This window comes from Flavobacterium flavigenum (genome assembly GCF_027111255.2).
GTDB classification, from domain to species: domain Bacteria; phylum Bacteroidota; class Bacteroidia; order Flavobacteriales; family Flavobacteriaceae; genus Flavobacterium; species Flavobacterium flavigenum.
Map to the genome: position 1 here is coordinate 2,045,830 of NZ_CP114285.2, position 24,031 is coordinate 2,069,860.

A 24,031-nucleotide genomic window follows, 5' to 3' on the forward strand; every position below is an offset into this window, starting at 1 on the left:
TTCTATTAATATTCATAAAGCGACTTATATTAATTCCCGCGACAAAACAATTGACCTATAGTGTTTCTTTTTTAAAGAAAAACATACAACTTAAAATTCCCTATTCCCACTAGCTCCATAATTATGCAAAAAAAAACAAGTAAATTTAAAAAAACAATGGCTATTTATTTAGCCATGATGATTCTGTTGGAAACCCTACAACCTGTTCAGATGTATGCCTTAACAAGTGGCCCGACACAACCGGAGTTTAACGCCTTTACCCCTATTGGTACATCTGATATGGTAGATTTAACGAATGGAGATTTTAATTACAATATCCCAATCATGGATGTAGGCGGATACCCACTGAACCTCTCCTACAAGTCAGGAATCACAATGGATCAGGAAGCTTCTTGGGTAGGCTTAGGATGGAACCTTAATGTAGGGCAGATCGAACGCCAGGTTCGGGGATTACCGGATGATTTTAATGGCGATGAAATGCTTTATGAAAATAATCTGAAAAAGAATATAACGGTAGGTACCAATTTAGGTATAAATCTGGCATTTGCAGGAACTGACAGTAAATTGTTTACAGCGGGTGCAGGTATTGGAGTAGAATATAATAATTATGAAGGTGTTTCGTTTCGTCCTTCATTTGGTGTAGGATTTAATTTAAGCGATGAAGTGGGTGTTGGATTAAATTTTACAAGTTCAGTAACCGAGGGTGCCAGCGTAACCCCTTCAGTTAGTATTTCTAAAAAAATGACTACCAAAGCAAATGGTGCGGTTAATTATATTGATGGTACAGGTACAATAGGGCTAGGGCTGAATAGCAGAAAGGGAATTGAGAATCTTAATTTGTCTGCAACAGTAAAAAACAAAGCTTATGTCGCAAATTGTGAATCTACCCATGATGTACAAATACAATCAAAAGGAAATATCGGAGGAAGTATTTCTTTTAACAACCAGAGTTTTACACCCAGTAAACGAATTGGATTTCAAAATTATAGTTTTAGTTTCAATGGCGCTGTGGGTGTTGAAGCCTGGTTCTTAGAGCCGCAGTTTCAAATGACCGGATACGGATCTTATCAGGAAATTGCACCTGAGTATAAATATCGTCCAGAAAAAGCCTTTGGTTATGAATACACTGAATATAAGAAGAAACAATCAGGAATACTGGACTTTAACAGGGAATATGAAAGAAATGTTTCTGAAAACACCACTGCGCTTCCAGTCACAAACTACACCTACGACACTTATAATATTGAAGGACAAGGTGTATCCGGAATGTTTAGGCCGTATCGTTCAAAAGTAAGTTATGTTTATAATGATGCCGTTGTGGACAGAGGGACAGGAATTAGTACAGGAGCAGAATTTGGGATTGGGGAATTACTGCATTGGGGTTTTGACTTTAAAAAAACAACTACAGTCAGTTCAACTGATGGCTGGTTTCAGAACAATAATACGATAAAACATTTAGAAGAAAAAAATACAGATAAAAAAGCTCCCGGTTATGAACCTGTAAGTTTTAGGCTGGTTGGAAGCATGTCAGTAGATCCGGAAATTAATATTTACGACGGAATTCAAAATACAAATCCGTTGCGATTTGGACTTGAAGGACCATCCAAAAGCAGAACCCTAACACCAAGATATTATAATGAAACCAGTAATACAAGTCAAATTCCAAGTAAAAGAACTAAACGCGTACTAAGAAATCAACTGGTTCAAAAAATCACAGACGAAGAAGCAATCAGGGACTCTAATTTCATTACAAGAAACCCCAATGCCCAACTACATCATACAGCCGGAATGAAAGTAGTACAAAATGATGGCACCATCTATGTGTACGGAAATACCGTTTATAACACGCGAAAAGTAGAAGCAACTTTTGACGTGTCCGGCAAAAACGGAAACAATACCTCTGGATTAGTGCCTTATAATCATCAGGACTTAACTAAAAACTACGGTAACAACAGTGACCAGTATCTAAATAGAGTCACTACACCCCCTTATGCACATACTTATTTACTAACCTCTGTTTTGTCTTCAGATTATCAGGATACTGACAACAACGGCCCCTCGATCAATGACCTTGGGAGTTATACTAAATTTGAGTATGAAAGCAAAAATTCTAATTATAAATGGAGAATTCCGTATGAAGAAAACATGGCCACTTATAACAGAGGGCTTATTTCTAAAAAAGAAGATGAAAAAGGAACCTATTTGTATGGCGAAAAAGAATTAAAATATTTAACCCGAATTGTCACTAAAACACATGTGGCTTTTTTTGATCTGGATGAAAGAAAAGATGCCAGAGGTGCTCTGGGAGAAAATGGTGGTATAGGCTCAGGTTCAGGAAAAATGTATAAAATTAAATCCATAAGACTATATTCACTGCCTGAAGTATCCAATTCAGCAGGTACTATTACGGATCCGGGTGAAGATGGCGCAATAAAACCTATAAAAACGGCTCACTTTGTTTACAACTATAATTTATGCAAAGGAATGCCAAATAATGACGGAACAGCTGGTGCCAGTGGAGAAATTAATGCAAAAGGAAAGTTAACCCTGGAACGTGTTTATTTTACCTACAGAGGATCCAAAATGGGAAAATATACCCCATATGTTTTTGATTACGGAACTAACAATCCTAATTATGATTCAAAGGGGTTCGATATTTGGGGGAATTATAAAGAAAATCCTCTTCAAAGCGGGAACAGCGAAGTGCCTTCGGATTCGTTATCAACTACAGAATTTCCTTTTGTAGAACAAGATTTAGAAAAGGCGAAGTTATATACGGGTTCCTGGACGTTAAAAACCGTTACTTTACCCTCTGGCGGGAAAATTTCCATCGAAACTGAAAGTGATGACTATCAATATGTCCAGAACAAAAAAGCCATGCAGATGTTTATGGTTGCGGGCTGTGGAAATAGCCCTGTTCCTCCTTCTAATATGACCAGTACATTGTATGACAGTTCAATAGCAAATAAATATTTATATGTACAATTAAAAAATGAATCTTCAGACTTAGACAGGGAAACGTTTGTAGATAAGTACCTAAAAGAAAATTTAGACAAGCCTATTCAGTTTCGCTTTTTATTAAATATGACAAGCAATAGCTGGCAAAAAGAATACGTTTCAGGATACTTTAAAATTAATGAAGATGGCGGAAACACCCCTATAACCATCACAGACCGATCAGGAGGGCCTATAGTTGCACTTCCTTTAGAATTTTTAAAGCTTGATGGCGGGACTAACCCAAACGGAGATGTTAACCCAATCGCAAAAGCTGGCTGGGGTTTTGGCCGGACTTACCTGAACAGGGTTGTCTATAGCCTGGGAGGAGACAGTGTAAATGATGATTTTACTTCAATTGTAAAAGATCTGGCAGGAAGTATTAAGGCTATTTCTGAAATCTTTAATGGTCCTAATAAAGCGTTAAAGGATAAAGGATGCGCCAGTACTTTTGACCCCAATAAATCCTGGATACGCCTTGAAAACCCTACAGGAAGCAAATTAGGCGGCGGGTTAAGAGTGACCTCGATTAAATTAAGTGACAGCTGGGGCAAAATGCTTGGCAATACAGGTGATGAAAATTCAGATCCTGATACGATGCAATATGGACAAACGTATTCTTATCTTGATGAATCTGGAAAATCATCAGGGGTTGCCACTTTTGAACCTAATTCCTCTCCTGAAAATCCTCTGGTAGAACCTTTTTATAATAATCAGGGAAATTATGCCGAAAATATTGCTGCACCAAAAGAAAACAATTACGTTGAAAAACCATTTGGTAAAGACTTTTTTCCTGCGCCAAGAATTACTTATTCGCGCGTGATAGTAAAAAACCTCGAACGTAAAGATGAGGCAAGACAGCTTATGGTAAAAAAACACGCCACAGGTATTGTGGTCACAGAACATTATACAAGTTATGATTTCCCAACAAAAGTTACCTATACCAAACTGGATACCAGACCGGATATAGTACCAAATACACTGTTAGGCTCCATGATTAAAACAGGGAACGTAAGAGTAAGAAACCATCTAACGATGTCACAAGGGTATTCGATTGAAACCAATGATATGAATGGTAAAATGAAATCGCAACACGTATATTCTGAGGATCAGGCTGATTTACTTTTACAGCCAAATCCTGCTAGTCCAGCTGTCCCAACTTCGTATGTAAAATATAAATACAATGTTGATGCAGATCAAAATTTAGTTAACAATTTAGCAACAATTAATTCGGCAGGAAAGGTTGAAACGAAATTAATAGGGGTTGATTATGATTTAGTGAATGATTTTAATGAAAGTCATTCTGAAACCAACCTTATAGGATTTGATGCGAATGTCGCCACTGTTATCTTTGGTATTTTTCCTGTATTTGTACCTAAAGTTATTCCGAAATTGTCTTATCATGAAAATTTGCTGCGTACTGCAGTAACGACAAAACATGTTCACAAAACAGGTATACTGCTTGAAAAAACGGCCTACGATTTAGGTTCTACAATAAATACTAAAAATATAGCCTGGGATGCTGATAGCGGCGAAGTTATTTTGACCCAGACTGAAAATGAATACGACGATAGCTATTATTCTTTTACCTATCCTGCCTATTGGATGTATGACGGAATGGGAATGGCCAGTAAAAACATTGGTATTGAAGGGGAATTAATCCCAAAAACACCCGTTGCACCAATCGGTATGTCTCCGGTAGCTTTAGATGCCGGATATACACTAAAAGATTATACCGGACCTTTAACAAGCCTATTTCATGTTGGTGATGAACTTTATATAAAGGATGGATTACTATTACCCGTAAACTATGAACCCGAATATAAACTATGGGTCATTGGTGTGAATAACAATGCTATCACCCTGATGGACCGTAAGGGAAATTATGTCAATCCATGTGCTGACCATGGGAATATTAATTTCAAAATTATGCGTTCCGGATACAGAAACCTGCAATCGGCAGCCATGTCAACCATAACATCGATGACAAACCCGATTGCGAATGGCAATTTAAATGCAAATAGTTTTATGTATTCAGGTTCTTCAGGCATCAATCCGAGAATTATAAATGCGAGTGCTGTTGCATACAACGATTTCTGGAACCCACAAAAAGAGTCCGATTTACCATCCTATCCTGAGAGAGATCCTGCACAATATCATACATATACTGATGCTCAAGGCTTACCATATATAAGATATGATGGCAATCTTTATACAGATGAAAATGGAAACCCGAATTATCCAATTAATATTAAAGCGAATCCATATTTATGGAATATAAAAGGAAACTGGAAAGCGGAGAAGTCATATGCGTATTTAGCCGGGAGAAATTCAACTGCTTCCACGAACGCGAATAATCCCCGAAATGAAGGTTTTTTCAATAATTTTTCTCCTTTTTACCAACTGGCTAATGGTATCTGGACTGCAAAAACGGATAACTGGACGTATGCCAGCAGTGTGACAAAAATAAGCCCGTATGGGGCAGAACTGGAAAACAAGGATGCCTTAGACCGCTATAGTGCCGCCCAATATGGATATGGTTATAAACTGCCAATGGCCGTCGCTTCTAACTCCAGGTATGAACAAATGGGGTTTGAAGGATTTGAAGAAGTCAAAACGGGTAAAACCAATAAGCATTTCGGATTTAATGTAGTTCCAGCCGATTTAGTTTCGACAGAATCACACACAGGTAAAAGCAGTTTAAAAGTACTAACCGGTCAGACTAAATCATTAACCCGAAAACTGTTAAAGACTTATAAAAGTTACTCAAGTGTAAGTTGTCCGATTGATCCTAACTTATTTTGCCCGGTTGTATCAATTGGTGCAAGCTATCCTCCGATGTCGGGCATGATTGTAGTTAAGCTTACGTATCCCAGCAATATAAATGGAATTATTCCAGATATCAGACATTATCCGGATTACGATTTTGGGAATTTTCCGGAAAATTTATACCGGGTTGAATTCGTTGGCAATATAGTTTATGTTGGTTTTAATAGTGAAGAAGTTTACAAACATAGAAATGGCGGACCTTTACAAGGACAACCTTTTCATACCAATGTTGATTATCATTTAATAGATGGAACTCCTTTAATCCGCACCCAGGTGGGAATAAAGTTTGGAGAATATACCTTAAGTGCTCAATGTCCAATATCTAATTGATAAAATATAAAAAATGAAAAAAACGATATATACTTTCATCCTTTTTCTGATCATTACTTTATCCGCTTTTGCTCAAATTGATAATGAGGGATCTTTCATACCTCTTACCTCGACCACTGCACCAACAAAATATATTGTAAGCGGCTGGGTAAAAGAAACGCATACAGTATTACCTGTAACTTATGCCAACTCTTCAATAGTTGTCTCAGTAAATAATCCAGCCGTCATCAAGACCATAAACTGCGTTCCCTCCGGGGCAATTATTGATGGATGGCAGCGTATTATTGGCATTCTGGAAATTCCTCCCATAACATTAGATTATTATAATGCAACTATCAAAATCGATTTAAATTGCAGTGGAAACACAACAAGTTGTTATTTTGATGATATACGATTCTATCCTTATGAAGGAAGTCTCAAAAGTTTTGTGTATGATGAAGACACACAAAAGTTAATGGCAGAATTAGATGAAAACAACTATGCTACTTTTTATGAATATGACTTAGAAGGAGGACTTATCCGGATAAAAAAAGAAACCGAAAAAGGAATTTACACCATACAGGAAACCAGAAGCAGTACGGCTAAAATTACGCCATAAAAATAATTTTTCTGTTTCACCATCAAACTTTTAACTCCCAATCAATATTAAAATATATGAACATTATATTCAAAAATTGGATCAAAAAATTTTATCTGTTTGTTGCATTTTTCTTTTCACTGGCTTCACAAGCTCAGGTGCAGGAAGTGGAATATAGCAGTTTTACCCCAACAGCATTACGAAATTTTACTGCCGGAATCGTTTTGGATTCAGAATACAACATCCCCAATCAAAAAAACATTGATACTTATTGCTATTTCTCCTTAGCGATAGACAATGAAAAAGTACCTTATACCGGATACAGTGTTACGGCTGCTTTTGAGTTTACCCCTTATGACCAGTCCGGAAATCTACTTCCAGCCGAAATGGTTACCAAAACCATGACTGTCAACTACAATCCTAACTTTAGTACCGTCAGCCCTGCTTTTAGCGACTTAAATTATTTTAAAATCAAAAATAAATTTGGGATTAAAGTCGCTTTGGTTTCTAACAGTATCGTAGTAAAAGATCTTTCGAATACTGTTATTCCAACTGCTTCTGCCACAGCCCAACTGAATAACGTTACAGTAAATATGGGCTTCAAAGCCCGAAGGTATTATCCTTTGGCTACGAGTTTAATTACTCCAACAGCAACGACAAATACTAATGGAACAGCGGTTAAAATTTCCTGGGGCGCTTTAACAGGTGCGGTTGAATATGAATTAGAATGGACATGGGTTGATAATTACAGTGACGCAAGCAGTACAGCAGTTACCTCTCCGCAAAATATTCCGTTTACTGACCGAGATTTCGATCTGAATAATACCCGAATTGTAATCAAGGCAAATGGATCTGCAAATAATTATGAAATCCCACAAATCTACAGCAAAGGTTATCTGCTGTACAGAGTAAGAGGAATAGGCAGAAATGCCAGTAATGAAAATGCTAAAACATATGGCCTCTGGAGTTCTGGAGCCGGATTAAAAACAACTGTTGCAGACTGGCCCAATCAAATTACCATAGCCGAGCATGAAAACAATAAAAACTGGCAATTTCAGGCCAGTTATGCCGAGGATGGGAAGAAAAAAGAAATTGTTAGTTATTTTGACGGATCTCTTCGAAACCGACAAACCGTTACTAAAATCAACTCTGACAATGTTCCGGTTGTAGGTGAGGTTATATATGACACACAGGGAAGACCTGCTATTGAGGTATTGCCAACACCTGCTCCGGATAACAGCATTCATTATTTTCCAAATTATAATTTGGTTAATGCCACTACACGATATTCTAATAAAAATTTTGATTATGGGCCAAATAACTGTACAACTACTACAGCGTCCATGACCAATACTATTTCAGGGGCAAGCAGATACTACTCGGCAAATAATGATTTCTCAACTTCTGTAAATCGAAACTTTATTCCGGATGCCAAACTGTTTCCTTTTTCCCAGACAGAATACACTCCTGACAATACCGGAAGAATTTCGCGCAAAGGAGGCGTTGGCGACAAACATAAACTGGGCTCCGGCCACGAGATGAAATATTTTTACGGAGTTCCGTCTGACATGGAATTAAACAGGCTTTTTGGATATAAAGTGGGAGAGATTTCCCACTACAAAAAAAACACTGTAATTGATCCTAATGGTCAAATATCTGTAAGTTATTTAGATCCACAAGGGAGAACAATTGCAACTGCACTTGCCGGAGCCAATTCTACCAACTTAGAGAGTCTGCCTGAGGAAACAAATACTGGCAGTCAGGTAAATGAAGATTTAACTGCCTCTAATACATTAGCAGAAAGCGGTGCATTTAAAGGCTTTCTGGATAAAAAAACAATAACAAAGGAAATTTTAGTTTCAGACGTTATTCCCTATCACTTTAATTATACTTTAGATCAAAGCAGTTCTTTTCAGCCTGAATGCCAGACCCCTGCTTTTTCTTATCCTTTTGTTTACGATCTGGATATCTCCCTTAAAAACAATTGTGGAGAAGAACAATTGATAACTCCCGTACACCAGCCAGTAGGGACAAAAAAAACAGATGGAATGCCGGAAGGAGTTACAATAAACAAAAGTGGCCTTATTACCCCTCAACTCACAGCAGGAAAATATAGCCTATCTAAAGAACTGAAAGTAAATGAGAGTGCATTAAAATCTTATGCAGCACACTATGTAAAAAAACTGACTACCCCTGGTTCGTCCTGTTATATAAACCCTAATGCTTACAAGGCCGATGCATCACTGCTAATTGAAAATTGTAAATTTAGCTGTCAAACCTGCACGGATAAATTAGGAGAAAAATCAGTATATATTCAGAATTCATTTAACGCCTATTATTCAAGTAGTTTAATTACTGTCTCGATTGCTGGTACAACCATTAATGTTCAGCTTAATGGTGCTACAAATAGTAATGGCACTGCTATTGACGCAGAAGAAAAATCAGGCTTGACCACCCGTTTTTCTAAAGAATGGGATTTGTTAAGCAGTGAATGTAAGAAATACTGCGATCCTGATATTGTATTTGCACCTTCATGCGATGTAAATGAAGGAATGCTGTTGGCGGATGTGAGTCCAAATGGTCAATACGGAGCTACATCGAATACCTATGTTAATGATGAAAATCTTCCGGTTACACCAAATCCTGCCTATAAAGTAAGTGTCTTTAATAATACAAGTCCGGAAAGCATAACAGGAAACCAATTATTTTATTATGCTGATAATTCGACTTCTGGAAATAACTGGAAAAAACCCACAACATCCTACGTAAATGAGGATGAATCCATTGCATGGATTGAGTTAGAAACTACAACTGCTGCAAATGGAGAAATTACATTTGACCCTGAAATTGATAAATACAGTGATATTCCAACAACAGGTAAACTCGAAATTACAAACCCTGATGGTTCAATTACCTACAAGGTAAGGCCGCAATATCTGAAACACAGTAAAGATTTTATTTTCAAATGGGATGATGGCTGGGCTGCCTCATTGGTAAAATATCATCCGGAATATAATTATCTGGTGTATAGCAAAGCACTATGCGGAATCACAAAAACTGTTACAATGAATGGTGTTTCTGTTACCTTAAATTCAGACGATTATGACAACCGTATTCAAAACGCCACTACTTTTCTACAGGCACAATCAAATGGATTCATTGATGCCTTAACAGGTACGAATTTTGATTTAATTTATACCAATGATCCTTATTTTCAAGACTTCGCAACTATCAATTCTACAGCTGCCACTATTGTAACTACAACGCAGCCTCTTTTAAGATATAATCCGAGCACTTCTGGAAATACCAGTATCATGTATCAGGCGCTAAAAAGCAATTATAGCAATGGTATTACCATGTTTCAAAATGCGCTTAAAACTGTCTTGTGTTCACCTCTAAATAGTAATTGCACCTCAACATTTAGTTCAGCAACACCAGAACAAAAAGATGCGATCTGGAACATCTATAAATCTTTATATTTGGGTTTAAAGGCCAATATAAAACACATTTATCTAAATCTTTATGCTTTAGAGAAAAAAACATACAATGGCTGTATTGGCTCTGAAAAGTCTAAAAATGTAGCCAATGTGCTCAGCAGCAGTTTTACGACCCAAAAAACAGCTATCAACAATGCCATCCAGTCGATTACTACTGCAGGTACCCTATGTGCCAGCAGCAGTGCACCTCTATATGCAAAGCTGGAAAGACGTTTTATTCCAACAGATTACAGTTATGATTCTTCTGCAGATCCTAATACGGTGATCATTAATGCCAAGGCCGTCAATCATTATCAGGTGTATGCCCAAACAGGGAATTGCCCTCTTTTGTCAGATTTAGATCTTTTTTTAAATAACTTTTTTAAAGATCCAATTCTTCCTATTACGTTTACTACTACAAATGCTACTTATTCAACATTTAACAAGCAATATTTAAGTACTAATTTATTAAAAGCATTATCCCCTGGCGTTGCAATACCTACTGCTTCACTTAACATCAACTCGACTTCTTCGGGAACAAAATTAGACATTCGTTTTAGTAGTACTACACCCAGCATCACGAGCGGCATTACAAGTTTAACTACACCATCATCTACTTACAACTGGTCTGGTTATGGCTCGAATTGGAAAATTATCAATTTAAAACAATTTTTCTATGATAAAGCAGCTTCTACTCCCGGAAGCGGTATTTTCAAATTTAAAGTAATTGCTGAAATCAGTAACGGATCAAATGCAACAAAAACAGGTGAGATTCTCCTAACGGGAACCACTACAGCTGCAATAGGCGAATGTGGGATAAGTGGCGGCGCCGGAGAAACATTATATCCAAATGCGGATATGTCCGGACCAAATGTATGCAGCAAACAAACCCAATTTGAAACAAGTATCCTTAACTTGTTTAATGAGATCAGAACAAGTTTAAACAATACATATCTTATTTATACTATAGCAAATAATAATCAAAGTTATTTATACAATTTTTTTGGTTCTGAAAACTCAATTTTTACCAGAGATCCTGGTAGTACGGAATTTTATTATATAAAAAAAGGAAACGTAATCGTTGCAAGCTTTTATCTTGATAGTGCTTTTCCAAACAACATAACCAGTTTTACTTCATTTACAACCTCCAATAATTCACCAAGTCATTTTCGATTTAATTATAATATTGGAGCTCTCACTGGTACTATGGAAGGAGAAATGGAATTACCTTATAATAATTTTGACTGCCCTGTTGCAGCCCAAAAATGTATTACGCAAACTGTAGCACCCGTTGCTTGCGATAACACAAAAAAAACAGAATATATAGAATTTATAAATGGCAAGAGCGGGGTTCCTCCTGCCCTGTCCAATTATAGTGTAGATGCTGCCAAGGTACAGTTTTGCGAAAATAATTACCAATATATCTTTGATAGTTACAAGGCTTATATCAATCAGATGAAAAGTATTGGCATGACATCTGCACACGATATTCGTTTCAGGACTATTTCAGAATTTGGAAACACCTATCTTAATTATGGTTTTTCAGATATTGGAAATACCATCACACAATATTCAGCTTATTATGTGGCTAATGCAAACGATCCTAATTTATTGAACTGGAATGACTGGGTAAATACCGTCTATAGAAAAATTAACGGTCTGTGTCCTCCGGCGCCGCTCTCCAACACCTACACTATGCCACTGCCAACTGTTCAGGCAGAAAAGTGTGATCATTTTAGTATTAACATAGATGGTGCATTTGGAAATGATATTTATAATAGTGTCATTGAAGCCAAAAAACAAAAATTCATAAAAGATTATATTGCCAAGGCAATGACCGCAACAGAGACTTTTGATATGAATTACACCGGTAAGGAATATCAATATACCTTATACTACTATGACCAGGCTGGAAACCTTACCCAGACTGTGGCGCCTGAAGGGGTAAAACGTATGACATTGGACAAGGCATCAAACGACAATATCAATGCGTACCGTACAGCCAATAATCCTACAGAAAATGCGGCTTTCCAGCCTCAACATACTTTTAAAACCCAATACAAATACAACACATTAAACCAGCTGGTATGGCAAAAGACACCGGACGGAGGCGAAACCCGCTTTGCATATGACAAGCTAGGACGAATTATTGCCTCACAAAATGCAAATCAGGCCAAGCCGGCAGCTGGATCGGTAAGATTCAGTTATACTGCCTACGATGGATTGGGCCGCATTGTCGAAGCCGGTGAAGTGCTGAACCCAAATACAACTGCAGCAACAACTTATACAATAAACGATGAGGGAAAATTAGTTTATGGAGGTACTGCGATAGTGAATGGCTTTACCGATAATATTGCCAGCAAAACAGAAGTCACAAGAACCGTATATTCTGAGGATCCTGATGTAGAAAAATGGAGTCCTTATTCACCTCCAGGAGGCGGATTACCTCCAGTAATTACACGACAAGCTTCCTTTTTCTTTTCGGATAAATCAACTACTCCTGCCCTTAATAATATAAACAGGGTAACCGGTGTTTTTTATTATGATAATTATATAGCGGCGTCCCCGCTGAATTTCAATAATGCCATTTTATATAATTACGATATTCATGGCAATGTAAAAGAAGTGGTCAATTATTATTCGGCACTTAGGGACCCTAATTGTTATTCCCCTACCAAAAATGATTGCGAAAAACACATCAAAAGAGTGGCCTATGAGTATGACCTTATCAGCGGTAATGTCAATACGGTAACTTTTCAGCCTGACAAGCCTGATATGTTCATCCATAAGTACAATTATGATGCAGATAACAGAATCGTCGATGTACAAACCTCATCAGATAATGTGATCTGGGAAAAAGAAGCGAATTATAAATACTATCTGCACGGTCCCCTGGCACGAGTTGAGCTAGGGAATAAAAAAGTACAGGGTATTGATTATGCGTATACCCTGCAAGGATGGCTTAAAGCAGTAAATGGTGAAAACCTCACCGCTGCTGCCAATGATATGGGACAAGACGGACTCGCTTCAGGAACCACCAAAACATTTGATGCCTTTGGATATTCCTTAAACTATTATGACCAGGATTATAAATCTATTGGAAATACCGATGATGGAACTTCCGGTTTCAAACCTTTGATGTACAGCCGAAATGCCACGATTCAACCCAACTCAAAAGATTTGTTTAATGGCAACATCAAGCAGATGACTACGGCCATACGCAAAACCGATGGCAGTTTGCTTAACATTCAAAAGAACACCTATACGTATGACCAGCTCAATCGTATAAAAACCATGAACTCCAGTGCCATTGTACCTAATGCGACTTCCGGAACTACCAGCTACGATTCGAGTTATTCATATGACAAAAACGGAAATCTCCAGACTCTAAACAGAAAAGCCCCAAACAGCAACGGAGCGCCAACCGACATGGATAAACTGACCTATGAGTATCCTAATGAAGCAGGTCAGACGTACCGAAACAGCAATAAACTGGCTTTGGTTAAAGATGCCGCTGCTATACCAGCAGCAACATTTGTCGGAGATTTAGAAGATCAGGAGACCAAACTGTCTGCTTTAACACAGCCCATAACCTACAATATTAATTCCCCTAAAACGCATAATTATATTTATGATGACATAGGACAGCTTATTGAAGACAAAACAGAAGGGATACTCATAAACTGGCGTGTAGACGGAAAAGTAAAAAGTGTAGTAAAAGGAACTGTAACCTATGCCTTTGAATATAATGGCTTAGGAAACCGAATCGCCAAAAAAGAAATTAAACCGGGGCTTATCACCACGACCTATTATGCTCCTGATGCCCAAGGGAATGTGCTTGGGGTATATGAAGAAAAATTCAAGCCCAAAGAAACCGACCTGCAAAACGACCTGCTTTTAAACAGCTACAATGTTAATAGTGTTGCCTTAAAACGCGCCATCAATAACATATTTATGACCAGCGATGGCAGTACTGCAAGCGTGAGTGCAACCGGAAATTTAAAGCTGCAGGCAGGGAATTCTATTACGCTTAAAAATTTTACCGCAGTTCAGGGCAGTACTTTTACAGCACAAATTACACCAGTACAAGCCAACAACAACGAGTCTGTATTGACGCTTAAGGAACACCATATTTTTGGCAGCAGCCGACTGGGTATGGAAACCAAAAGCTTAGTAGTATACAACAGCACTATTAGCAGCGGAACACCTGATCCGGTCCCGACAAATTTTGTATCTTTGATTGGTGACAAAAAATATGAATTGTCCAACCATTTAGGGAATGTACTGGCGGTAGTAAGCGATAAAAAAATTCCGACCACTACTGCAGGCGTATTTAATCCTGACGTTCTTAGTTATTCTGATTATTATCCTTTTGGACAGTTAGTGCCTAATAGACACGATAGCAGTGATAGCTATCGCTATGGCTTCCAAGGACAGGAGAAGGACGATGAGTTGAAGGGTGAAGGAAATTCTTTGAATTACACCTTTAGGATGCACGACCCGAGGATTGGGAGGTTTTTTGCGGTTGACCCATTAGATTATAAATTTGCATGGAATAGCCCGTACGCTTTTAGTTCAAATAATGTAATTCACGGAGTAGAATTAGAAGGATTAGAAGTTACACCTTATAAAAATAAAATTAAATATAAATCTGTTTTTGTTGAAGGTGCAGGAAATGTATCGACAAGAATTGGAAATGCAGCTCATAATACAACGGGGTATTTAGCTAATATTAGTGTTATTCCAGCATATAATTTAAGTTCTGATGCTATTAATGGAACATATAATTTGTTTACTGGAAAATACAACAATACTATTTCTTATTTGCCAACAGAAATAGACAGAGGTTTAAATCAGTTCTCTAATCAAGTTTCAGATTTCTTTTCCAATTTAAAAAGTTATTTTTCTGATAATTCAGGAGCTGAGATTTATAAAGACCAATTAAGTGGTTTAACTAAATTAGAAAATTATGAATTAGCAGGTGAATTGTTTTTATGGCATAAAGCAAGTAAATTCAGTGGTTCAGGAGCTAGTATGGGAGTTACGACTGTAGAAGAAACTGAAAATTTAATTAAAGTTGATTTGATGAGCGGACCAAAAGGCAGGTCTGGGTTTCTTACATTTGATATTGTAGAAGGAGCAGATATTTCTGATGATGTGGTTAACTTTGGTAAGCATTTTAAAAATGCTTCGATAGATGTATTAGAAGTTAATAATCCACAAGCTGCTTTTATGGAACATGTTGAGGCTAGTGTGAAACCTGGCGGAACTATGACAATTAGAGGAACTATGAGTAATAAATACTTTAGTAAAATATATAATAACCTTGAATCATTAGATAGTTTTGATGTTATACGTAAAACTGAAAATGTAAAAAATAAAGGTTACTTAAGAACAGATGGTAATCCTGTAACTGGACAAGTAAACGAAATTGTATTGAAGAAAAAAGGATAGATTATGATTTATACTAAAGAATTAAATGAATTAGATTCTTCTGAATCTTATTTTAAAATTATCTTGTGTAATAAAAATGTTGTGGTAATTGCTTTTGTAAATCTAGGAATTAGTAATCATGAATTGAATAAGGAGTCTAGGTTAAAACACATAGACAGAAGTTATATTATTTGTTATTCTGTAGATTTTTTAAAAATAAATAATAAAATTTTATTCGATAGTGGTATTAACTCCGAATCGTATTATTTTGGAGGTTACAATATTGATAATAATAATGATGTTCAGGATATTGAAATTAAAACTAGTCACTTAATATTAAAACTTTGTGATGATAGTAAAATTGAAGCGAGTTATTTTATCCCTATTGATACACCAAACATTAAAGCAAATATGAGTTTATTAGACCTAAATAATTTTTGGAATAATGGGTAATAGCCCTGACCGCTCGGATATATAGACAACGATAGCGCAGAAATTTTTCCCCACTGGCGCTCGTTTGTCCGTCATTCTGGTACCTACTTAAATTATGAAAACAAAACGTAGCGTTTGCAACGCGGGTAATAAAACACAAAAGCAACTCGTTATGAGTTGCTTTTGTGTTTTATAAATGTTGCTGTTACAGGTTTTTTATTGCGCTAACTGCTGTATTTTCTTTTTGGTAATAAAGGCATCAATTAGAATTTTAATTACAGATTTATCCTCTTCCTGCATTTTTTCAATCGCCATAAATTGGTTAAGGAGTTCTTTATCGGTTAGGGAACTATCTGCTAAATCGTCAGAACTACCGCTCATTAAAAAATCAGAAGACACACCCAGCGCATTAGAAATCTTTGCCATAATATCGGCAGAAGGTGTTGCCCCAGCTCGCGCGAGCAGAAATAAGTTCAACAGCTCGCGCGATGCCTCTGGCTCGTGCCCATTCCAATAAGCAAACAAAGCATATAAAAACAAAAAAGCAACTCGTTACTGGAGGGCACTGAAAAAGTCCTTCTTTTCAAAAACTCATTAAAAAATCGATTAAATAAGAGTTTGATTTTATTTAAACTCTTTTTTTTACTCAAATTTGATTTTCTGAGATTATAGAGGATTACAACAAGAAAAAGGAGCACAAACAATAGCGTTTGTGCTCCTTTTTGGTTTTTTCCCCAGCTGGTGCGAGCAGAAATAAGTTCAACGGCTAGCGCGATGCCTCTGGCTCGTGCCCATCCCAATAAGCAAACAAAACATATAAAAACAAAAAAGCAACTCATAACTGGGTTGCTTTTTTTGTTTTAAGAAAGTTGTTTTTGAATATCTTTTTGAAAGACAAAAGCTCTTAGCATGGCTTTAATGCTGTTAATGTCTTCTTGGCTTAAGAACTGTGTTTTATGAAAAAGCTGTAAAAGTTCATCGTCATTAATTTTAGTGCTTATAATTTGGTCGTTAGAACCATAGATAAGCGAATCTGTAGAAACTTCTAATGCATCAGCAATCTTTTTAGCTACATCAATCGTAGGCGAAGTTAAATTACGCTCGTATCTGGAAATGTGCGTAGCGTGAACCTCAATGAGTTTTGCTAAATCTCCTTGTGAAATATTTTTATCGGAACGAATTTTTTTCAGGTTATCTCCAAATGACATAAGTGTGTTATTAATAGCTGTAAACAACATAAATGATTTACAAAATTAACTATTTATAGACAAAAAATATATGATGTTAAAAAATATAAACAAATTTTATATTTTTGTATAAACATAAAATATATATTTGTAGTCAAATATGATTATTTAAAACTTATGAACAATCTCAACACTGCCAACCCCAACAACTACCTTTTCGAAACCAAATACTTAAAAATTCAAGTTTTGGGAGGTATCAGGTTTAACAATCTCGAAGCATTACGAGTTACTTTAGGAATCCAAAAACTAAAAACAGAAACTGTACTACGCCAAAATATCGATTTATACAACGACACATCAATAGAAAAGCTAACAAGAAAAGTAGCAGAACGATTAGAAATTGGCACAACGATAATACGAAGAGATTTAGATCAACTCACAAACGAACTGGAAAACTACCGATTGCAGGAAGTAGAACAACAAGGAAAAATCTACGAAAAGCAAGTAAAAGTGTTAACCGAGAACGAAATCAAAACCGCCAAAGCCTTTTTACAAAACCAAAATTTAATACAGGAAACCCAAAACCTAATCGGCAAAGCGGGCGTAATCGGAGAAGAAGTAAACAGACTTTTAATGTATTTAATCTTCACGAGCAGAAAAACAAACAATCCGTTACACTGCATCAGTTTAGGAAGTTCGGGAGCAGGAAAAACACATTTGCAAAGCAAAGTAGCCGAACTCATTCCGGAGGAAGACAAAATAGAAATGACCGTATTATCAGCCAATGCCTTTTATTATTTTAACCGCACCGAACTGCGAGGAAAACTCATTTTGATAGAAGATCTGGACGGAGCAGAAAGCGTATTGTATCCGCTTCGGGAACTGCAAAGCAAAAAGCGAATCACAAAAACAGTCGTTCATAAAGACAAAAAAGGAACAACCAAAACCATTCATTTAACAGTCGAAGGTCCTGTATGCGTGAGCGGTTGCACCACGCAGGAGAGCATTTATGAAGACAACTCCAATAGGAGTTTTCTTTTATACATTGACGAAAGCGAAGTGCAGGACGAGAAAATAATGAATTACCAAAGAAAGTTATCCGCAGGTAAAACCAACCAAGAGGAAGAATTACAAGCTAAATTACTACTTCAAAATTGTCAAAGACTACTCAAAACCATCACCGTCAAAAATCCTTTTGCCGAATATTTAAGTTTGCCACAATCGGTATTCAAACCAAGAAGAACCAACGCCCATTATTTGCAATTTATAGAAGTGATTACTTTTTACAAACAATACCAAAAGTTCCATCACATCGACAAAGAAACTGGCGAAGAATATATAGAAACCACCGTAGAAGACATACAAGAAGCCAATGAGCTGATTAAAGAAGTGTTGCTACGCAAAAGCGATACACTCACAGGCGCAAGCAGAAATCATTTAGAAAATTTAAAAGAATATTTAAAACAAAACAATCAAACCCAGTTTACCAATAGTGAAATCCGCAGGAATTTAAGAGTAAAAGAAACCACTTTGCGACGATACAATAACCAGTTATTAAGTGAAAATTACATCAAGAAAGTAAAAAGCAAAAACACAAAATCCTACTGCTATGAGATTACCGACATAGAAGAATATAAGAACCTGAAAACCTTGATAGATAAAGCATTGCAGGATTGTATCACACAAATACAACTCGCCAACTCGCACACAACTAACCACGCCAAAATGGCGAAGTCAATCAAAACAAAACCAGTTACTTAACTACCTAAAATCAAAATACTCTAAAATAAAACAGGTACATAAATAAAAAAAATGAAACAGCTAACACTACACAACGAAAGCTATCAGGAAATACACAAAGATTTTAGTAATTGGCTGGATATTTTAGGCTTTGCCGATAGTACGTTGCTGAGTTTGCCCAATCATCTCAAAGAGTTTTTTCATTACCCTGAAAACGAAAGCATCAATCAAATTAATACGATTACCGTTCAAATTATAAAAGACTACTACGAGCATCTAAAAACAAGGGACAATAAAGCCCGAGACGGCGGATTAAGCAAGGCGTATCTCAACAAGCATTTGCAAGCCTTATTCAAGTTCAACGATTATCTAAAAAGCCACAATCACAAAGCACTGCCCATACACCTCAAACGGGAAGAACAAAACCAGCGGGACAGCCTGCAAATACTCACACAAGACGAAATCAAACAACTATTTAAAGCTACAGAATTTAGCAACAGTCAGGAAAGAATCTGCAAAAGAGACACCGTAATATTAGTATTATTATACAGTTGCGGACTGCGCAGAAACGAAGTAATCAATCTGGAAATCAAAGACATATTATTCGATAAAGAACGAATTTATGTTCGAAAAGGCAAGAATTACAAAGAGCGATTTGTCCCCATAAACCAGTACAATATCAAAATTATTGAAGAATACATTTACGATTACCGCCCACAATTTAAAGACTACAAAGACACCGAATATTTATTAATCAACTACCGAGGGACACCATTGCAAGGACAAAGTTTGTGCAACAGATTAACCGAAATTGTCAAGGCTACTAACAATCAGGAACTAACAGCCAAAAACCTCACACCGCATATTTTACGGCATTCTATTGCCACGCATTTACTGGAACAAGGCGCAAAAATTGAAACCATCAGCCAGTTTTTAGGACACACTTCATTGGAAAGCACACAGATTTACACCCATTTATTAGAGGATAAAGCAAAAACTACAAACGATGAAAAACTTCATAACTCACTTAGAGAAAAACGGTTACTCAACCAAGAGTATCCCAGTATTCCAAAGGGCTACAGACCGCCTCAATATATGGATGAATAATTTTGGCACAAGCAAAGAAAGCATCGATTACAAAACATTCTTAAAATATGTAGAAGAACTCAAAAAGACAGGAATCAAAGTAAGAACCCTGCAAAGCTACATTGGAAACCTAAAAATATACTTCAGGTATTTACAGGAAGAAAATTATCGAAGCGATAATCCAATCGAAAACATCAACATCAAAGGCACAATAAGAACGGTAGTAGGTAATCTTTTGACAGCCGATGAACTGGAGGATTTGTATTATTCTTACCAAACTAAAGACAATGATCTGGCAAGGAAAAGGAACAAAATAATTATAGGATTATTGGTCTATCAAGGGTTGCAAAGTAAAGAATTACAACATTTAAAAGAAGAGCATATAGAACTCTACAAAGGCAAAATAACCATTCCACAAACCAAAAGAACAAACGGGCGAACACTCGAACTCAAACCGTGGCAGTTAATGGAAATGATGGAATACCTGCAACAAATCAGACCTAAAATCGTCCCCAAAGGCGAAGAGAATTTATTTACATCCAGCTACGGAAATACCAACATTAACAATGTGATTAAAAAGATAAGCGAAGAATTAAAACTAATCAACTACAATTATCAGAATGCCATCCAAATCAGAAACAGCGTGATTGTAAACTGGCTCAAAATACACAACTTACGGAAAACCCAATATCTGGCAGGACACCGCTATATTAGTTCTACCGAGCGTTACAAACAAGACAATTTAGAAAGTCTGCACGAAATGATTAATAGTTTTCATCCGATAAAATAAAATTATGGAACAAAATAATTACCTTTGGAATATTAAAAACAATATGATTATGGGAGCTTTAGAATTGAGAGATAGTGTTTTAGAATATATAAACACGGCTGACGAACGTCTTTTAAAAGTTGTTAAGGCTGTTATAGAAAGTTATCAGGAAAATGATATTGTGGCTTATACTATTGATGGAAAACCATTAACCAGAACGACCTACAAAGAAGAACTTCAAGAAGCAAAAGCAGAAATAAAAAGAGGTGAATATACATCTCAGGAAGATTTAGAAAAAGAATCAAATAACTGGTAATGGGTGAATTAAAAAAGGTTTGGACAAATACAGCCAAAGCACAGTTAAAAGCGATTTATGAAAATTACAAAGTTAAATCTCTTCAAGGCGCAAAAGCCATAAAAGATGAAATGCTACAAGTCACTAAAGAACTCCATTTTGCAGAACAATACCAACAAGATGAAATGGAACCTGAATTTAGAAGAATCATTGTAAGACACTATAAATTACTTTACATTGAGGAAAATGGAGTTGTGTTTATTGCAAGAATTTTTGACACTAGGCAAAATCCAAACAAACAAAATGAATAAAATCAAGGAGCAGAAATGTTCCTTTTTTTTATGTTCAAAAATCAAGTTCCAAAAGAAACAATCTGCAAAGAAACAGCAGAGGAATAAAGCGGTCTCCCTCTGGTCGCTTCCTTTGTTTCGTTCGGCTGTTCCAGTCAGTCGTTCCTCCTTCCGTTCCACAGTCCACTCGTCAGCATAGCACCTGCCAGCTCTGAAAAAGAGCAGGCAGTTACTATGCTTCCTCGTCCTCATCTTCACACGGTCGCTTCCGTCGTTCGTCGGGGCTACTACATCCACAATACCGCTTCATTATGTTCCGCTACGCTCCACTTCATTCAGCAGTATTATGTCTGTCGCCCCTTGTGTTTCGGCGGTTGCTCAAGGTCGCTCGGTTCGGGGTGCTCCACTTCGTTCTGCATTTGATTAAGGAACGCCCGAAAAGGGCTGATTTTATTGTTCCCTCTCTAGTTACTGGTTGCTTCTCTCGCTTCGTAAACTACGCTCGTTCCCGCCCCCCAGTACCTCGCTCCCGACCGCAACACCGCCACCCGTTCAGCAAAAAACGCTCCTTGCAAGCACCGCTTTTTTTGCTTCACTTGGGGTGTTTATTGTAGCACCGCATAGTTCAATCGCCACAGGGCTATGCTCATTTTTTGGAAGATTGCCAAGGGGAATTTTGGTAAAAAAGGGAGATTTAGGTTTTGGCAATCTTCCAAAAAAATCGAGCGCAGGATTAAAGCTTTATCGGTAAAATTGGGTTGCCGAATTTAGAGATTTAGGCATTTTTGTCAATGATAATGAGGGAATACAGAATATTTTGTTATTTTTACAAAGGAAGATGAAAGGGATACGTTCTTAAAAAAAAATACTGAAATCATCAGAAAAAGCATACTAAAAGTAGTGCCAGCCCAGCAAAATATCGCATAAGTTATTATCCTTTTGGTATGCAAGTGCCAGGTAGACATGGGCAAAGCGATAATTACCGTTACGGATTCCAAGGACAGGAAAAAGACGATGAGATTAAGGGTGAAGGGAATTCTTTGAATTATACTTTTAGAATGCACGACCCGAGGATTGGAAGGTTTTTATCTTTAGACCCATTAAGTCCTAAATATCCTCATAACTCACCTTATGCTTTTAGTGAGAATAGGGTTATTGATGGTGTTGAACTGGAAGGTGGAGAATATGAACACTATTCTTTGAGGTTTAATTTTCAAGAAGGACAACCAGTGCAAACTGTGATAAATCATGATTTTACACAACGTACAGTAGATTGGATGGTTCAATCTTGGGAAGCTGGTAAAATGAAAAAAATTGCAGACTATCCTATTATGGATAAAGCATATATATTAAATGTTAATGGTTCTAATTTTGTATTTAAAACATTTACCGAATTATCGAGAAATGTATTTACAGGTAAATGGAAAGATTTAAAAGAAGGAAATCATCCAACTTTATATGCAGCTGAGAAAAAGCTTGAAAAAATATTTCAAGCTACTGATATGGTAGGAGGGCTGATTGTTTTTGGAAAGAGCATAAAAGATTTTTCAAATATATTTAAAGCACCTAAGACTGGTGTTTCCCAAGGACTTTTATCTATAGAAGAAGGAGCCACTTTTTCTGCAAGTGAGGTGAACGCTGCAAAGTATATGCAAAGTTTAGGAAAAGATGTTGTATTAAGAGCTCCTCAAGGAACAAGAGCTGGTGGAGCAACTTCTGATTTATTAGTTAATAACGTTAATTATGATGTATTTACACCAACATCTAATAATGTTAATAGAATTATATCTGCGATGGCAAAAAAAAATAGTCAAACTACAGGAATTGTATTAGACCTTTCAAAAACTGAAGTTACAGCTTCTCAATTGGGTAACGCTTTACAGCGTGTACAAGGTTCGGGAGCTAAGAATATAAAAGATATTGTAATAATGCCAAAATAAATTATGTCAAAAATTAAGTGTAAATGCGGGAATACGATAGGTCTTGGGGATATACCTAGTCCAAATCAATCATTGATAATCTCAGATGTTAAATTTGATAATTTTCAAGGATTAGTTGATGTTGAAAAAATTTATGATGAAATGAAAATTGTTGTTCATTGTGAAAATTGCAGTAGATTATATATTTATTTCAATGGATTTAATTTACCACCGACAATATACATTAAAGACTTTGACTGAACCTCGCTCTGAGAAGTATTATTGTTAAATAGAATTTGTTGTGTGTAATGTGTAAATTTCTACTGATTTCGTTACCAACACTCTAAAACAAGTATAAAAGCCACTTCTATTACGGAGTGGCTTTTTGGTTGTTTATAGAGTTGCTACATGTTTAGCGGAAAAATCTTTTGAATTATCAATACTCCCCCAGCTCGCGCGAGCAGAAATAAGTTCAACAGCTCGCGCGATGCCTCTGGCTCGTGCCCATTCCAATAAGCAAACAAAGCATATAAAAACAAAAAAGCAACTCGTTACTGGAGGGCACTGAAAAAGTCCTTCTTTTCAAAAACTCATTAAAAAATCGATTAAATAAGAGTTTGATTTTATTTAAACTCTTTTTTTTACTCAAATTTGATTTTCTGAGATTATAGAGG

General features: G+C 36.6%; 13 protein-coding genes. 11 read left to right on the top strand and 2 right to left on the bottom strand.

The features are described 5' to 3' along the window. Positions 1 to 156 precede the first annotated feature (156 nt). Genes OZP09_RS08170 through OZP09_RS08185 form a run of 4 tightly spaced genes read left to right on the top strand, consistent with a single transcriptional unit; the run spans position 157 to position 16,092 of the window. A complete protein-coding gene (locus tag OZP09_RS08170) occupies positions 157 to 6,153 on the top strand; it encodes a hypothetical protein (RefSeq protein WP_281310591.1) in 5,997 nt (1,998 codons plus the stop codon). A gap of 13 nt (positions 6,154 to 6,166) precedes the next feature. Then, positions 6,167 to 6,751 (top strand): hypothetical protein, encoded by a 585-nt coding sequence (locus OZP09_RS08175; protein ID WP_269237355.1) that lies wholly within the window; start codon positions 6,167 to 6,169, stop codon positions 6,749 to 6,751. A gap of 56 nt (positions 6,752 to 6,807) precedes the next feature. After that, positions 6,808 to 15,660 (top strand): RHS repeat-associated core domain-containing protein, encoded by an 8,853-nt coding sequence (locus tag OZP09_RS08180; protein WP_269237356.1) that lies wholly within the window; start codon positions 6,808 to 6,810, stop codon positions 15,658 to 15,660. 3 nt (positions 15,661 to 15,663) lie between these two features. After that, positions 15,664 to 16,092, top strand: coding sequence for a hypothetical protein (locus OZP09_RS08185; protein ID WP_281310592.1), 429 nt, complete (start codon positions 15,664 to 15,666; stop codon positions 16,090 to 16,092). Between the two features lie 195 nt (positions 16,093 to 16,287). Here the strand turns inward: OZP09_RS08185 and OZP09_RS08190 are convergent, their stop codons facing one another. Beyond that, positions 16,288 to 16,497, bottom strand: coding sequence for a hypothetical protein (locus OZP09_RS08190; RefSeq protein WP_281310593.1), 210 nt, complete (start codon positions 16,495 to 16,497; stop codon positions 16,288 to 16,290). A 434-nt stretch (positions 16,498 to 16,931) separates the two neighbouring features. Next, positions 16,932 to 17,279, bottom strand: coding sequence for a helix-turn-helix domain-containing protein (locus tag OZP09_RS08195; protein ID WP_269237359.1), 348 nt, complete (start codon positions 17,277 to 17,279; stop codon positions 16,932 to 16,934). 156 nt (positions 17,280 to 17,435) lie between these two features. Between OZP09_RS08195 and OZP09_RS08200 the strand changes: the two genes are divergently transcribed. The 7 genes from OZP09_RS08200 (at position 17,436) to OZP09_RS22725 (ending at position 23,618) form a co-directional block, all read left to right on the top strand. Beyond that, positions 17,436 to 19,019 carry a hypothetical protein gene (locus OZP09_RS08200; protein ID WP_269237360.1) on the top strand — a complete coding sequence of 528 codons (1,584 nt, stop codon included), beginning with the start codon at positions 17,436 to 17,438 and terminating at the stop codon, positions 19,017 to 19,019. 51 nt (positions 19,020 to 19,070) lie between these two features. Further along, positions 19,071 to 20,105, top strand: a complete 1,035-nt coding sequence (locus tag OZP09_RS08205; protein ID WP_269237361.1) for a tyrosine-type recombinase/integrase — start codon at positions 19,071 to 19,073, stop codon at positions 20,103 to 20,105. Next, positions 20,098 to 20,874 carry a tyrosine-type recombinase/integrase gene (locus OZP09_RS08210; protein ID WP_269237362.1) on the top strand — a complete coding sequence of 259 codons (777 nt, stop codon included), beginning with the start codon at positions 20,098 to 20,100 and terminating at the stop codon, positions 20,872 to 20,874. The genes OZP09_RS08205 and OZP09_RS08210 overlap by 8 nt, the downstream gene beginning before the upstream one ends. A gap of 4 nt (positions 20,875 to 20,878) precedes the next feature. Continuing rightward, positions 20,879 to 21,169, top strand: coding sequence for a hypothetical protein (locus OZP09_RS08215; protein ID WP_269237363.1), 291 nt, complete (start codon positions 20,879 to 20,881; stop codon positions 21,167 to 21,169). Continuing rightward, positions 21,169 to 21,459 (top strand): type II toxin-antitoxin system RelE/ParE family toxin, encoded by a 291-nt coding sequence (locus OZP09_RS08220; protein WP_269237364.1) that lies wholly within the window; start codon positions 21,169 to 21,171, stop codon positions 21,457 to 21,459. Before OZP09_RS08215 ends, OZP09_RS08220 begins: the two co-directional genes overlap by 1 nt. A 902-nt stretch (positions 21,460 to 22,361) precedes the next feature. Next, a complete protein-coding gene (locus tag OZP09_RS08225) occupies positions 22,362 to 23,378 on the top strand; it encodes a CdiA C-terminal domain-containing protein (RefSeq protein WP_281310756.1) in 1,017 nt (338 codons plus the stop codon). A gap of 3 nt (positions 23,379 to 23,381) precedes the next feature. Beyond that, the gene (locus tag OZP09_RS22725; protein ID WP_489886123.1) at positions 23,382 to 23,618 is read left to right on the top strand and encodes a DUF8617 domain-containing protein; all 237 of its coding nucleotides are present in this window, start codon (positions 23,382 to 23,384) and stop codon (positions 23,616 to 23,618) included. Positions 23,619 to 24,031: the final 413 nt, after the last annotated feature.

Bases quoted from the DNA above. Each gene is read 5' to 3' on its own strand.
- OZP09_RS08170 (WP_281310591.1), top strand. From the start codon at position 157: ATGGCTATTTATTTAGCCATGATGATTCTGTTGGAAACCCTACAACCT.
- OZP09_RS08175 (WP_269237355.1), top strand. From the start codon at position 6,167: ATGAAAAAAACGATATATACTTTCATCCTTTTTCTGATCATTACTTTA.
- OZP09_RS08180 (WP_269237356.1), top strand. From the start codon at position 6,808: ATGAACATTATATTCAAAAATTGGATCAAAAAATTTTATCTGTTTGTT.
- OZP09_RS08185 (WP_281310592.1), top strand. From the start codon at position 15,664: ATGATTTATACTAAAGAATTAAATGAATTAGATTCTTCTGAATCTTAT.
- OZP09_RS08190 (WP_281310593.1), bottom strand. From the start codon at position 16,497: ATGGCAAAGATTTCTAATGCGCTGGGTGTGTCTTCTGATTTTTTAATG.
- OZP09_RS08195 (WP_269237359.1), bottom strand. From the start codon at position 17,279: ATGTCATTTGGAGATAACCTGAAAAAAATTCGTTCCGATAAAAATATT.
- OZP09_RS08200 (WP_269237360.1), top strand. From the start codon at position 17,436: ATGAACAATCTCAACACTGCCAACCCCAACAACTACCTTTTCGAAACC.
- OZP09_RS08205 (WP_269237361.1), top strand. From the start codon at position 19,071: ATGAAACAGCTAACACTACACAACGAAAGCTATCAGGAAATACACAAA.
- OZP09_RS08210 (WP_269237362.1), top strand. From the start codon at position 20,098: ATGAATAATTTTGGCACAAGCAAAGAAAGCATCGATTACAAAACATTC.
- OZP09_RS08215 (WP_269237363.1), top strand. From the start codon at position 20,879: ATGGAACAAAATAATTACCTTTGGAATATTAAAAACAATATGATTATG.
- OZP09_RS08220 (WP_269237364.1), top strand. From the start codon at position 21,169: ATGGGTGAATTAAAAAAGGTTTGGACAAATACAGCCAAAGCACAGTTA.
- OZP09_RS22725 (WP_489886123.1), top strand. From the start codon at position 23,382: ATGTCAAAAATTAAGTGTAAATGCGGGAATACGATAGGTCTTGGGGAT.